This window comes from Nonomuraea sp. NPDC049624 (assembly GCF_040675255.1).
Taxonomy (GTDB): Bacteria; Actinomycetota; Actinomycetes; order Streptosporangiales; family Streptosporangiaceae; genus Nonomuraea.
The window spans coordinates 760472-773586 of the sequence record NZ_JBFAOR010000004.1; the positions used below are offsets into that span (position 1 = coordinate 760472).

Below are 13115 nucleotides of genomic sequence, written 5' to 3' on the forward strand. Positions count from 1 at the left end.
GCCCGAGCCCCGTGGGGCGAAATTCAGCGGATGACGCGCACATCCTTGGCCTGGACGAACATGACACGATGCCCGAGCTGGATCTGGTGGTACCGGACGGACCCCGTGACCCGCACGTGCCTGGCCGGGTTGAAGGCGCCGGCCGAGTAGAAGGAGCCGGTGAAGGTGCCGCCCAGCGAGTACGACTGCCCCGGCCCGATCCGGTACTGCAGCGGCGTCAGCGGCTGGACCCCGCCCCCGTGGTAGGCCGACCGTTCCGGGTAGGCGCGGCCGTACACCTTGGTGCCCGCGGCCAGCGGCGTGACCAGCGGGCCCTTCGCCGGCACGGCCGTGGGGGCGGAGGACGGGTTGAGGAACCAGGCCCGCTGCCCCAGGTACCAGATCGCCGTCCAGTCGCCCTGCCGTCCGGCCACCGCGAACCGCTGCCCGGTCGAGGCGCGCGCGCTGTGGTCGTAGACGCTGTACGTGCTCGGCTTCCCGGGGTGCTTGCCGGCGTCGGTGACCAGCGGGGCGCTCTCGCTCGGCCGGGTGTGCAGCCACACGCTGGCCGCGCCGTGCTCCGGGCACCGGCGGCCGGGCTTGGTGCTGACGCAGCCGGTGTAGTACGGCCGGTTGTCCTCGTAGGACGGCCGGATGATCACCGACGAGCCCGTCCCGTCGCCCTTGATCGGGTGGTTCATCAGCTCGAAGTAGTGCGCCCAGTCCCAGTAGGGGCCGGGGTCCTCGTGCATGCCGGCGACCGCCTGGGCCGTGGCGCCCGGCACGTTGTCGTGGCCCAGGATGTGGGCGCGGTCGAGCGCGATGCCGTACCGGCCGGCGAGGTAGCGCACCAGCCTGGCCGACGACCGGTACATCGCCTCGGTGTACCAGGAGCCCCTGGCCAGGTAGCCCTCGTGCTCGATGCCGATCGAGCGGGCGTTGAAGTCCCAGTTGCCGGCGTGCCAGGCGATGTCGTTCGTCGGGACGTGCTGGGCGACGTGCCCGTCCCGGGAGCGGACCGTGTAGTGCCAGCTCACGTACCTCGGGTTGCCGACCATCGACGGAATGCCCTGGTAGCCGCCCTCGGTGTCGTGGATGACGATGTAGTCGACCTGGCGGCGGCCCGCGACCCGGTCGTGGTTGCCGTAGCCGCGGTCCTTCTTCCTGCCGTACCTCTCGTGCGCGGCCGGCATCCACTCGCACCTGAGGCTGCTCGGGCACTCGGCCGACGATCCGGCGGAGTCGGCGGCGGTCAGCGGCTGCTCGTCCTGGGCGGGCACGTCCCAGTCGGACTCGTCGGCCGACTCCGAGTCGTCGTCGCCCTCGGGCTCCATGTCGGAGAAGAAGAACGGGTCGTCGTCCTCGTCGGAGTCGTCGCCGGTCGCGCTCTTGGCCGGGGCCGCGGGCGGGCGCAGGCCGGGCACGGCGTCCAGCCGCACGTCGAAGCCGTCGTCCGTGCGGCGCGCGACGCCCTCGCGCAGCACCGCGAACACCTCGTCGGCGAACGACCGCGCGGCGAGCGGGTCGCGCGTGCCCGAGTAGCGGGCGACGGCCCCGTACCAGTCGGCCGGGTCGGGGCTGGGACGGCGCTGGTAGGAGGCGAGCAGGGCGGCGCCGCCCCTGATGTTGGCGCGCGGGTCCGCGCGCAGCGCCCGCGGCGCGACCCCGGCCAGCCGCCCGGCCAGGGCAAGCGTCGCCTCCGGCACCACGCCCGCCGACGTGCCGGCCCCCGCCATCAACCGCGCCGCCGACCGCGCCGCCGAGCGGGGGAGCGGGCGGCTGTCGTCGCCTCTGGCGTCGCCCGGCGCGAAGCCCTCCGGGGCCGGGCCCGCCTGCTCGGCGGCCACGACGTCCACCAGGTGCATCGGGCCGTATCCGCCCGCCGTGCTGGGACGGCCGCCGTTGGCGTCCCACCGGGACTCCAGGTACGACACCCCGAGCAGCACGCTCACCGGCACCCCGAACTCCGCCGCGGCCGCCGCGAAGTCGGCCTGCCGCCCCTGCTCACGGACGCCCGCGCCGCCCGCGCCGCCCGTGACGGCGGGCGCGGCCGGAACGACCGGGCCGCCGGCGACGACGCCCACCCCGGCGGACAAGCTGGCGGCCAGGACGGCGGCAAGCCGAAGCTGCATGACATCTCCCCACGGAAAGGCACTGCTCGATCACCAAACGTAACCATTCCCAGAAAGGGATGTGTCAGACGGGTCGGATGATACGGATGAGAATCGCTGGCCCGCCGCCCGGAGATCGGCAGGGGGAGAAGCGAAGCGTCCTGAAGTTAAATCCTGCCCGATTCCGGGCAGGATGTTGGCGTGTCTCGCTCCAGGTGCGTAATGTCCTCGTCTGTGTCCACGGCGCGGCATCCCTACGAAGACCTCATCGCCCATCTCACCCGGACGAGCGCGCTCGACCCAGGAGAGGCGGCCCGCGTGGTCGCCGACGTGTTGTCGTACTTCTCCGAGCCGGTCGAGGAGTTCGTACGCCGCCGTCACGGCGAGCTCAAGGCCCGCGGCCTGACCAACGACGAGATCTTCCCCCGGATCGCCGCCGAGTTACCCGCACGCCGGGTAGCGGCACCAGAGCTGTCGCTGCGGCAGCTCCGCAGGATCGTCTACGGATAAAGAGGAGACCTCGATGTGCGGAATCGTGGCCTACGTGGGCCCCAAGGACGCGGCGCCCATCCTGCTGGAAGGGCTGCAGCGGCTTGAGTACCGGGGCTACGACTCCGCCGGGGTCGTGGTGTCGAACAAGGGACTCAAGGTCCGCAAGGTCAAGGGCCGCGTCGCCGACCTGGCCAAGGTCGTGCCGGTGCGGTTCAAGGGCAACCACGGCATCGGCCACACCCGCTGGGCCACCCACGGCGTGCCCAGCGACGAGAACGCCCATCCGCACCTGTCGGCCGACCAGCGCATCGCGGTCGTGCACAACGGCATCATCGAGAACGCCGGCGAGCTGCGCGCCAAGCTTGAGGCCGACGGCGTGAAGTTCCTGTCCGAGACCGACACCGAGGTCCTGGCCCACCTGATCGCCCGCGCCGCCGACGAGAACGACTCCCTGGAGGAGGCGGTCAGGAAGACGCTCAAGACCATCGTCGGCACGTACGGCATCGCGGTGATCGACGCCGAGCGGCCGGGCGAGGTGGTCGTGGCGCGCAACGGCAGCCCGATCGTGCTCGGCATCGGCGAGAAGGAGATGTTCGCCGCCTCCGACGTCGCCGCCCTGGTCCGCTACACCCGCCAGGTCGTGCACCTGGAGGACGGCGAGCTGGCCGTGCTCAAGGCCGACGGCTTCCACACCTTCGCCAGCGACGCCCGCGAGACCGCCAAGGAGCCGCTGACCGTCGACTGGGACGCCGGCCACTACGACACCGGCGGCTACGAGCACTACCTGCTCAAGGAGATCTCCGAGCAGCCCGAGACGATGACCCGCACGATGAGCGGCCGCCTCGACGAGCGCTTCCACGTCGCCCACCTCGGCGGCCTGAACATGGACGCCCGCGAGACGCGCTCGTTCCGCCGGGTGAAGATCATCGGCTGCGGGTCGGCGTACTACTCGGGGCAGATCGGCGCGCAGCTCATCGAGGAGCTGGCGCGCATCCCGGCCGACGCCGAGCCGGCCAGCGAGTTCCGCTACCGCAACCCCGTCGTGGACCCCGACACCCTCTACGTCGCGATCAGCCAGTCGGGCGAGACCTACGACACGCTGGCCGCCGTCCAGGAGCTCAAGCGCAAGGGCGGCCGGGTGATCGGCATCGTCAACGCCGTGGGCAGCGCCATCGCCCGCGAGGTCGACGGCGGCATCTACCTGCACGCCGGGCCCGAGGTGTCGGTCGCCTCGACCAAGGCGTTCACCTCGACCTCGGTCGCCTTCGCGCTGCTGGCGCTGCACCTGGGCCGGGTGCGCGACCTGTCGCCGGCCGACGGGCGGCGCATCGTGGAGGGCCTGCGCCGGCTGCCCGGCCAGATCGAGGAGATCCTCGCCCAGGGCGACAAGATCGCCGAGCTGGCGCAGAAGTACGCCAAGCACCCGAGCATGATGTTCGTCGGCCGGGTCAGGGGCTACCCGGTGGCCCGCGAGGGCGCGCAGAAGCTCAAGGAGATCTCGTACGTGCACGCCGAGGCGTACCCGGCCAGCGAGCTCAAGCACGGCCCGCTCGCGCTGATCGGCCCGGACATGCCGACGGTCGCGATCGTCCCCGACGACGAGCTGCTCGACAAGAACCTCACCACGCTCGGCGAGATCCGTGCCCGCGGCGGCCAGGTGCTCATGGTCGGCCACCGCGAGCCCGACGCCAAGCTGGCCGACGACGTGATCGTGATCCCGAAGAACGAGATCGAGCTCGACCCGCTGCTGCTGACGATCCCGCTCCAGCTGCTGGCCTACCACGCGGCGGTCGCCCTCGGCAGGGACGTGGACAAGCCTCGCAATCTCGCCAAGAGCGTGACTGTGGAATAAATTCCGCCACAATCCTCGCAGGGTAGTGTTATCTGGCTGCTTACCACATAAATTCATTACTGTGCGGCAGTTCGACCCCCACACTCCGAATCTCGCACGCATGTACGACTACATGCTCGGCGGGACGGACAACTTCGCGGTCGACCGCCTGGCGATCGACCAGCTCGCCGAGCTGGTCCCGGAGGCGGTCCCGCTGGCCCGCGCGAACCGGGCCTTCCTCCAGCGTGCCGTGCGCTACGTCGCCGCCGCGGGGATCACCCAGTTCATCGACCTGGGCAGCGGGCTGCCGACGCAGGGCAGCGTGCACGAGGTCGCGCCGTCGGCCAGGGTCGTCTACGTCGACGACGACCCGGTCGTCGCCGCGCACGCCAGGGCCCTGCTCGCCGGCACGGACCGGGCCGCCTTCCTGGAAGCCGACCTGCTCGACCACGAGGAGGTGCTGGCCCGCGCGGGCCGGTTCCTGGACCTGTCGCGGCCGGTCGCGATCGTGCTGGTGTCGATCCTGCACTTCCTGCCCGACGCGGCCGATCCGCAGGGCGCGGTGGCGGCGCTGCGCGAGGCGGTCGCGCCCGGCAGCCGTCTGGTGATCTCCCACGCCACCTCGATGGGACGCCTGTCGGAGGAGGAGAGCCCGCGCAGGGAACGGCGCGGCTCGTCCGGCTCGGGCGGGGCCGACCGCAGCCCGGCCGAGATCCGCGCGTTCTTCGGCGGCTTCGCGCTCGACCCGCCCGGACTGGTGCAGGCCGTGGACTGGCGGCCGGACCGGCCCAAGCTGGTGGGCGACTGGTCGCTGCCGTCGTCCCTGATGGCCGGGGTGGCCACGAAGCAGGACTGACTCCGGTATAGGCCGAAATTTCGGTTAACCGTATCCCGATGTGTAACAGCGAGTGAACTGTCAATAACTTCAGGTAATGGCGGTACTCGCGAAGGTCGGGGGAGGGCGGATGCGCCGTCGGCGGTTCTTGGCATGGACCCTGGGCGCGGCGGCGTGCGCGGCCGGATGCGGGACGGAACACGTCGCCGGCGGCCCGGCCGGCGCGAGGGGGCGGTTCTCGATCGTCGCGGGCGGCGACCGCTGGGCCCGGGTCGGCGAGGCGTTCGCCGCCGCCGCGCGCGCCTCGGGCGTCGGCGCGTCGCCCACCGGCACGCGGATCACCGTGACCGGCCTGCCCGCGCTGGCGGCCTCCGAGCTGAACAACGGGCAGACGCTGCTCGACACCTCGACCCCGCTGTCCAGGCTCACCGGCGACGTCGAGGTCGTCGTCGTGCCCGCCAACTCCCGCTTCGCCGACTTCGACGACTTCGGCGCCCACCTGCGGGCCGACCCGAGCGGGACGATGCTGGCCGGCGGGCCGCAGGGCGAGCCGGACCACCTGCTGTTCGGCCTGATCGCCAAGGGGCTCGGGGCCGACACCAGGCAGATGGACTACACCGGCTACCCCAGCAGCCACGAAGCCGTCTCGGCGCTGCTCGGCGGCAAGGCGGCGGCCGCGGCCGGCCTGCTCGGCGACTGGCGCGCGGCCATCGGCGGCGGCCGGGTCAGGGCCCTGGCCGTCTCCTGCGCCCGCCGGGTGCCGGGGCTCGACGTGCCGACCCTGCTGGAGTCGGGCGTCCGGGTGGACTTCGCGGACTGGGCCGCGGCCGTCGGGCCCGAGAACATGCCGGAGGACAGCAGGGAGTCGGCCGTGCGCATGTGCGACGAGGTGACCTCCTCGGCCTCGTGGCGGCGGGCGTGCCGGAGGGCGGGGTGGATCTCGATCCCCCTCAGCGGGGACGACTTCCGGCTCTGGCTGACCTCCGAGGTCGAGCGCACCCAGGCCGTGCTGCGCGATCTCGGGCTGCTGGCCAGCACCAGAGCCACGACGTGCTGGGGCAGTTGCGGCAACGGCCACTAGCCGAAACGGCGTGTCCGTGCGTATGGAGTGGCGCTTGAGGGCAATGTGACCTTGAAGCGACGTTCTACGACATAGGGGGCGCGAAACGTGCAGTCGCCGGCAGCCTGGCCGATCCTCGTCATCTCGGTGATCGGAGCGGTGCTCCTGGTGGAGGTGGTCCGCCGGGTGCTGATCCGGGTAGGACGAAAATGGGCGCTGGCCCGCCACCTGGTCGAGCACTGCACCTGGCCGGCGTTCTGCGTGGCCGCCACGGTGGCCTGCAACCTGGTCTTCGCCCCCGGCATCTTCGGCGACACCGCCGACGAGCGCGGCCTGGCCCAGTCGGTGGACCGGGTCATCGGCCTGGCCACCATCGGCACGGTGACCTGGCTGATCATCCAGGCCACGTACGCGCTGACGGACGTCGTGCTCGACCGGCTGGTGCTCGTCGAGGGCGAGCGCAACCGCCGGGCGCGGCGGATCAGGACGCAGATCGCGCTGGTGCGCCGCATCGCCGCCGCGGTCATCATCGTCATCGCGCTCGGCGCCATGCTGTTCTCCTTCCCGCAGGTGCGGGCGCTCGGCGCCGGGCTGCTGGCCTCGGCCGGCATCGCCGGCGCCATCGTCGGCATCGCGGCCCAGCCGACCATCGGCAACATGCTGGCCGGGCTGCAACTGGCCTTCAGCGACGCGCTGCGGCTGGACGACGTGGTCGTGGTGGAGGAGGAGTGGGGCAGGATCGAGGAGCTCACGCTCACGTACGTGGTGCTGCGCCTGTGGGACGAGCGGCGGCTGGTGCTGCCCGTCTCCTACTTCACCCAGAACCCGTTCGAGAACTGGACCAGGCACGGCAGCCGGGTGCTCGCCGTGGTGTTCCTGCGGGTCGACTGGGCGGTGCCGGTGCCCAAACTGCGCGAGGCCCTGTACGAGTTCCTCCAGGGCAACCCGCTGTGGGACCAGAAGGACTGGACGCTCCAGGTCACCGACGTGCTGCCCAACGGCCTGGTCGAGCTGCGCGCCCTGATGAGCGCCGCCGACTCGCCCTCCTCCTGGGACCTCAAGTGCGACGTCCGCGAATTCCTCGTCAATTTCGTCCGCGACAACTACCCGGACGCCCTTCCCCGGTTCCGCGTCGAGGCCCCGGAAACGCGCGCCGGGGTGGCCTGGACCAACGACCAGGACCGCGACCGGCGATAAATACGTGGCATTTCCGGCGGCCCCCGGTCTACCGTTGATCTCGTTCCGGAGCGACATTCGACGAAACCACGAGAAAGGCGGCGGCCATGCGCGGACCTCGGCACTCCAGGCCGTCCGGCAACCGGCCTGAGCTGCGGCCAAGGCTTTTCCGGTGATTCCGCGGAGAATCGACCAGGAAAGCCGTCCCGGGCCTCCGCCGGGGCGGCTTCGTTGATTTCATGGCCGAGTGTGGGGCAGTTTGGTCAGCCCGCCTGCCTTGGGAGCAGGAGCACCGCAGGTTCGAATCCTGCCACTCGGACGTACGGCCCTGAAAGAAAAGGGCCGTGGGCTTCGGCCTGGCCGACGGGAATGGCGCCCCCCGGCCGGACACGAGCCCCCGCCCCCGGGTCCGGCCTGCGCCGGGCCGGCCCGGGGCTCACCCTTCTCCTCAGCCGGCCAGTGAGCCGGCCACCCGGAACAGCAGCTCCTCCCGGCCGGGCCGGCAGACGAGCTGCAACCCGACCGGCAGCCCGTCCACCGAGCCGGCCGGCACGGTCAGCGCGGGCAGGCCGAGCACGTTCCACGGGCTGGTCAGGGCCAGCAGCGCGGCCCGGACGGCGACGGCCCGCCCGTCCAGCTCGGTCTGGCGCTGCTCCAGCGGCGGCGCGACGAGCGGCACGGCCGGCAGCGCCAGCACGTCATGGTCGTCGAACAGCGACTCCGCCGCGGCGGCCAGCGCGGGCCGCTCGTCCAGGGCCTTGACGTAGGCCCAGGCGGGCAGGTCCATGGCCGCGCGCAGCCGGTCGAGCACCTCGGGGTCGAACAGCTCGGGCGCCCTGGCCATCCGGTCGGCGTGCACGGCGGACGCCTCCGCGCCCTGCACCGTCGCGTACGTCTCCCGCAGCGCCTCGGCCAGCTCCCCGGGCAGCCGGACCTCCGCCGGTCCCGCGCCCGCCGCCGCCCGCGCCACCTCCACGACGCGCGGATCGCAGGGCGACAGGACGGCGGGGTCGAGCCACCCCACCCGCACCGCCGCCTCACCGGCACCGTCACGGGCGGGCGGCGGCCCGCCGGTCGCGAGCTGGCGGTAGGCGATCAGGCAGTCCAGCGGGCCGGCGGCCAGCACGCCGACGTGGTCGAACGTCCGGGACAGGGGGAACACCCCGGCGGCCGGGATCGCGTCGTAGGCGGGCTTGAACCCGGCGATCCCGCACAGGGCGGCCGGGATGCGCACCGACCCGCCCGTGTCGGTGCCGATCGCCAGCGGCACCATGCCCGCCGCCATGGCCGCCGCGCTGCCGCCGCTCGACCCGCCGGACATGCGCCCGGGGTCGCGCGGGTTGCGCGAGGGGCCGTTGGCCGAGCGGTCGCCGGTGGGGCCGTAGGCGAACTCGTGGGTCGTGGTCTTGCCGACGATCACCGCCCCGGCCTGGCGCAGCAGCGTCACGCAGGCGGCGTCGGACTCGGCGACGTGGCCGGCGAAGTGCCGCGACCCCATCGTGCAGGGCAGCCCCGCGACGTCGATGAGGTCCTTCACGGCGACCGGCACGCCGTGCAGCGGGCCGCGGTCGGCGCCCGCGGCCAGCTCCTGGTCCGCCCGCCGGGCGGCGGCCGCCGCGCCCACCGGGTCCACGGTGACGAAGGCGCCGAGCGCGGGGTCCAGGGTGACGGCCGCGTCGAGCGCCAGCCTGGCCAGCTCGGCGGCGGTGGTCCGGCCGGCGCGCAGGTCACGGGCCAGGTCGGTGACGGAGCGGCCGGTGAAGGGGCCGGGCGGTGTGGGCGGCATGAGGTCCTCTCCGGACGGTTCACGGCGACCCCGCCGTGAACGGACGGGCGTGCGGAGCAGACTACGCGTCCCGGCCCGCCGACGGGCCTTCCAGGGGGCGCGGCGGGGCTTCCGCCGGAGAAAGCCGGGTTCTGGCGCCGCGGCGGGGCTTCCGGAGTGGCCGGAGAAGGCCGGACTTCGCCGGGGTGGCACCGGAAAGCGCCGAGTCCTTTCCTGGCGTGGCGTTACACGGCGGTACGGAGGCGATTACGTACAGTGATCAGCGATGTCACTTCGTGATCCAGGGGGAATCATGAAAGCCAAGCTCATCGTGGCCGGCGGCTTCGCCGTCGCCGCGCTGTTCGGCATGGCGGGGGCGGCCAACGCCAACGTCCACCACGAGAAGTGCGACCTGAGCACGTCCGACGACTCGACCGCGCTGCGCATCACGCCGTGGGGCGTGTCCGCCGGACACCGTGACGCCGACGCCTGCGAGCACCACAGGGACTACTACGGGCGTCCCCACGACGGCTACAACTGGGGCTACTGGCCGGGCCGCGGCTACTGGCCGGGCGGCTGGGCGTACGGCCTGGGCGTGGGCGCCGGCATCTGAGGTCGCATCTCCTGACCCGGGCCGCGCCGTGCGCGGCCCGGGATCCTGCGTTGCCGGGCGCCCCGCGGCGCCCGGCGCTGCCACGCCCCCGCCGACCGGCCGGGGCCCGGACCCCGTCCACCCACGCGATGAGCACACTCGCGCGCGGCCGGGGCTGATCCGGACCGCCGCCGCCCGGTACCCGGCCGGCCCCGGGCGGGGACCGGCCCGCCCGCGCCCTAACGGTCGACGATCTCGTTCTTGCCGATGACCACGACCCCGCCGCGGGTCAGCGCGAAGCGGGTGCGGTCGTAGTCGAGGTCGAAGCCGATGCGCGCGCCGTCGGGGATCACCACGTTCTTGTCGATGATCGCCTTGCGCACGATCGCGCCCCGGCCCACCTTGACGTTCTCCATCAGCACGGAGTCCTCCACCAGCGAGTGCGAGTGGAGCACGACCTTCGGCGACAGGATCGAGCGCATCGCCATGCCGCCCGAGACGATCACGCCGGGGGAGACCAGCGAGTCGATCGCCCGGCCCACCCGGTCGCCGTCATTGTGCACGAACTTGGCCGGGGGCAGCGGGTCGTGCCCGGTGAAGATCGGCCACTTGTCGTTGTACAGGTTGAAGATCGGGTGGGCGGAGATGAGGTCCATGTGGGCCTCGTAGTAGGCGTCGAGGGTGCCCACGTCGCGCCAGTAGCCGCGGTCGCGCTCGCTGGAGCCGGGCACGATGTTGTTCTTGAAGTCGTAGACGTCCGCGCCGCCGGACTTGACCAGCATCGGGATGATGTTGCCGCCCAGGTCGTGCTTGCTGGTCGGGTCGAGCGCGTCCTCGCGCAGCGCGTCGATCATGGCCTGGGTCTTGAAGACGTAGTTGCCCATCGAGGCGTAGACCTCGTCGGGGGAGTCGGCCAGGCCCACGGCGTCCTTCGGCTTCTCCCTGAAGGCCACGATGCGGCGGCCCTCGGGATCGGTCTCGATCACGCCGAACTGGTCGGCCAGCGACAGCGGCTGGCGGATCGCCGCCACCGTCACGTCCGCGCCCGAGTCCTCGTGCTGCTCGACCATCTGCCGCGGATCCATGCGGTAGATGTGGTCGGCGCCGAACACGATCACGTGCTCGGGCATCTCGTCGTAGATCAGGTTCAGGTTCTGGAACAGCGCGTCCGCAGAACCGGAGAACCAGCGCGGCCCGAGCCGCTGCTGGGCGGGCACGGGCGTGACGTAGTTGCCCAGCATCGCCGACAGCCGCCAGGTACGGGAGACGTGCCTGTCGAGGCTGTGGTTCTTGTACTGGGTCAACACCACGATCTTCAGGAAGCCGCCGTTCGCGAGGTTCGACAGCACGAAGTCGATCAGCCGATACATCCCCCCGAACGGCACCGCCGGTTTGGCCCGATCCGCCGTGAGCGGCATGAGCCTCTTGCCCTCTCCACCTGCCAGCACAACCGCAAGCACCCTCCGGGACCTCATGTCCAGGACGCTACCCGTAAATGGCCGATCTATCGACGAAACCGCGCACTGTGCTGTGCCGCCGTGTCCTGACTTATCCGCGTTGAGCAGGGGCCGGACTTACCGACATTGGGCTGTATCGATGTGTTCCCTATGCTTGCGACGGTTCACAAGTGCGGTGCCGGAGTTGATGGTCGGCGCAAAACATGCCGCTCGCTGGCGGGTGGCGGGCCCGGCGCGTCGTAAGGTCGTGGGCATGCGTGTTGATCTGCTCAGCAGGGAGTACCCGCCGGACGTCTACGGCGGCGCCGGGGTGCACATGGAGTACCTGGCCAGGGAGCTGCGCAAGCTGGCCGACGTCCGGGTGCGCTGCTTCGGAGCCGATCGCGAGGAGCCCGGCGTGTCGGCCTACCGGGTGCCCGGCGGCCTGGAGCGGGCCAACGCCGCCCTCCAGGTGCTCGGCGTCGACCTGGAGATGGCCGCCGCCTGCGAGGGCGCGGACGTCGTCCACTCCCATACCTGGTACGCCAACTTCGCCGGGCATGTCGCCAAGATGCTCCACGGCGTGCCGCACGTCGTCACCACCCACAGCCTGGAGCCGCTGCGCCCGTGGAAGGCCGAGCAGCTCGGCGGCGGCTACACGGTCTCGTCGTGGGCCGAGCGCACCGCCCTGGCCGCCGCCGACGCGGTGATCGCGGTCAGCGAGGGCATGCGCCGCGACGTGCTGGCCGCCTACCCCGAGATCCCGCCCGGCCGGGTCACCGTCATCCACAACGGCATCGACACCGCCCAGTACGCCCCCGACCCCGGCCTCGACGTGCTGAAGAAGCACGGCGTCGACCCCGACCGGCCCTACGTGATCTTCGTCGGCCGCATCACCCGGCAGAAGGGCCTGGTGCACCTCCTGCACGCCGCCCGCTCGTTCGACCCGGCGGCCCAGCTCGTCCTGTGCGCGGGCGCGCCGGACACGCCGGAGATCGCCGCCGAGGTGACCGGGCTGGTGCGCGGCCTCGACCGCGACGGCGTGCTGTGGATCTCGGAGATGCTGCCCAAGCCGGAGGTCATCCAGCTCCTCACGCACGCCTCGGTCTTCGTCTGCCCGTCGGTCTACGAGCCGATGGGCATCGTCAACCTGGAGGCCATGGCCTGCGAGACGCCGGTGGTGGCCACCGCGACCGGCGGCATCCCCGAGGTCGTCGCCGACGGCGAGACGGGCCTGCTGGTGCCGATCGACCAGGGCCCCGACGGCACCCCGCACGACCCCGAGGCGTTCGCCGCCGACCTGGCCGAGCGGGTCAACGCGCTGCTGGCCGACCCGGCGCGGGCCGCCGAGATGGGCCGCGCCGGGCGGGCCAGGGCCGTCGAGCACTTCTCCTGGGAGCGCATCGCCCGGCGCACTCTCGACCTCTACGCCTCGCTGCGCCGGGACTGAACGTCTTGGGCTGGGATCTGGAGACCCCCGAGGGCGGCTGCCTGAGCGTCAACGCCTGGAACTGGCGTCCGACCCTGTCCCTGCTGGAGGAGGCGCGGGTGCTCGACCCCGAGACCGCGTGCCTGCTCGGCTTCAACGGCCGCATGACGCTCACCGGCGCCGACGCGAGCCGCATCGCGGCCTTCCTCGACGACTACCTCGACGGCCTGCCCGAGCACGGGCGGGTCCGGCTCGACGGCGAGGTGACCGAGGAGCCCGACGACCACCGCCTCCACCGCGACGACCTGGCGCTCAACTACTCGGCGACCGCCTCCTGGCTGCGCGACCTGCGCGACTTCTGCCGGGCCGCCCCCAACGGCTTCACCTGCATGTAGGGGGTGGCGGCGGG

At 72.2% G+C, this 13115-nt stretch carries 11 protein-coding genes and 1 tRNA gene; 9 read left to right on the forward strand and 3 right to left on the reverse strand.

Annotated elements, in window-relative coordinates; all coding sequences use genetic code 11:
• Positions 1 to 23: 23 nt before the first annotated feature.
• Positions 24 to 2111: an N-acetylmuramoyl-L-alanine amidase gene (locus AB0J76_RS19860; RefSeq protein ID WP_352328427.1), complete on the reverse strand. Its 2088-nt coding sequence runs from the start codon at positions 2109 to 2111 to the stop codon at positions 24 to 26.
• 201 nt (positions 2112 to 2312) lie between these two features.
• Here AB0J76_RS19860 and AB0J76_RS19865 point away from each other — a divergent pair, with 201 nt between their 5' ends.
• The 6 genes from AB0J76_RS19865 to AB0J76_RS19890 all read left to right on the forward strand — a co-directional run bounded on the left by AB0J76_RS19865 (position 2313) and on the right by AB0J76_RS19890 (position 7803).
• Positions 2313 to 2600, forward strand: a complete 288-nt coding sequence (locus tag AB0J76_RS19865; protein WP_352328428.1) for a hypothetical protein — start codon at positions 2313 to 2315, stop codon at positions 2598 to 2600.
• 13 nt (positions 2601 to 2613) lie between these two features.
• Positions 2614 to 4434 (forward strand): glutamine--fructose-6-phosphate transaminase (isomerizing), encoded by a 1821-nt coding sequence (gene glmS / locus AB0J76_RS19870; protein WP_352328429.1) that lies wholly within the window; start codon positions 2614 to 2616, stop codon positions 4432 to 4434.
• 61 nt (positions 4435 to 4495) lie between these two features.
• Positions 4496 to 5269 (forward strand): SAM-dependent methyltransferase, encoded by a 774-nt coding sequence (locus tag AB0J76_RS19875; RefSeq protein ID WP_352328430.1) that lies wholly within the window; start codon positions 4496 to 4498, stop codon positions 5267 to 5269.
• 109 nt (positions 5270 to 5378) lie between these two features.
• Positions 5379 to 6329, forward strand: a complete 951-nt coding sequence (locus AB0J76_RS19880) for a tripartite tricarboxylate transporter substrate-binding protein (protein WP_352328431.1) — start codon at positions 5379 to 5381, stop codon at positions 6327 to 6329.
• 87 nt (positions 6330 to 6416) lie between these two features.
• Positions 6417 to 7505, forward strand: coding sequence for a mechanosensitive ion channel domain-containing protein (locus tag AB0J76_RS19885; protein WP_352328432.1), 1089 nt, complete (start codon positions 6417 to 6419; stop codon positions 7503 to 7505).
• Between the two features lie 222 nt (positions 7506 to 7727).
• A tRNA-Pro gene (locus tag AB0J76_RS19890) sits at positions 7728 to 7803 on the forward strand.
• A 129-nt stretch (positions 7804 to 7932) separates the two neighbouring features.
• Here the strand turns inward: AB0J76_RS19890 and AB0J76_RS19895 are convergent.
• Positions 7933 to 9270 carry an amidase gene (locus AB0J76_RS19895; protein WP_364390065.1) on the reverse strand — a complete coding sequence of 446 codons (1338 nt, stop codon included), beginning with the start codon at positions 9268 to 9270 and terminating at the stop codon, positions 7933 to 7935.
• A gap of 292 nt (positions 9271 to 9562) precedes the next feature.
• On the opposite strand from AB0J76_RS19895, the gene AB0J76_RS19900 reads away from it, so the two are divergent.
• Positions 9563 to 9862 carry a hypothetical protein gene (locus tag AB0J76_RS19900; RefSeq protein ID WP_352331161.1) on the forward strand — a complete coding sequence of 100 codons (300 nt, stop codon included), beginning with the start codon at positions 9563 to 9565 and terminating at the stop codon, positions 9860 to 9862.
• A gap of 218 nt (positions 9863 to 10080) precedes the next feature.
• On the opposite strand, the gene glgC is transcribed toward AB0J76_RS19900, so the two are convergent.
• Complete coding sequence (gene glgC, locus AB0J76_RS19905; RefSeq protein ID WP_352329862.1) at positions 10081 to 11316, reverse strand: glucose-1-phosphate adenylyltransferase; 1236 nt, start codon at positions 11314 to 11316, stop codon at positions 10081 to 10083.
• A gap of 235 nt (positions 11317 to 11551) precedes the next feature.
• On the opposite strand from glgC, the gene glgA reads away from it, so the two are divergent.
• Both glgA and AB0J76_RS19915 read left to right on the forward strand, forming a co-directional pair.
• A complete protein-coding gene (gene glgA / locus AB0J76_RS19910) occupies positions 11552 to 12727 on the forward strand; it encodes a glycogen synthase (RefSeq protein WP_352329860.1) in 1176 nt (391 codons plus the stop codon).
• 5 nt (positions 12728 to 12732) lie between these two features.
• On the forward strand, positions 12733 to 13101 hold the full coding sequence (locus tag AB0J76_RS19915; protein WP_352329858.1) for a hypothetical protein: 369 nt from the start codon (positions 12733 to 12735) through the stop codon (positions 13099 to 13101).
• The last annotated feature ends 14 nt before the right edge of the window (positions 13102 to 13115 follow it).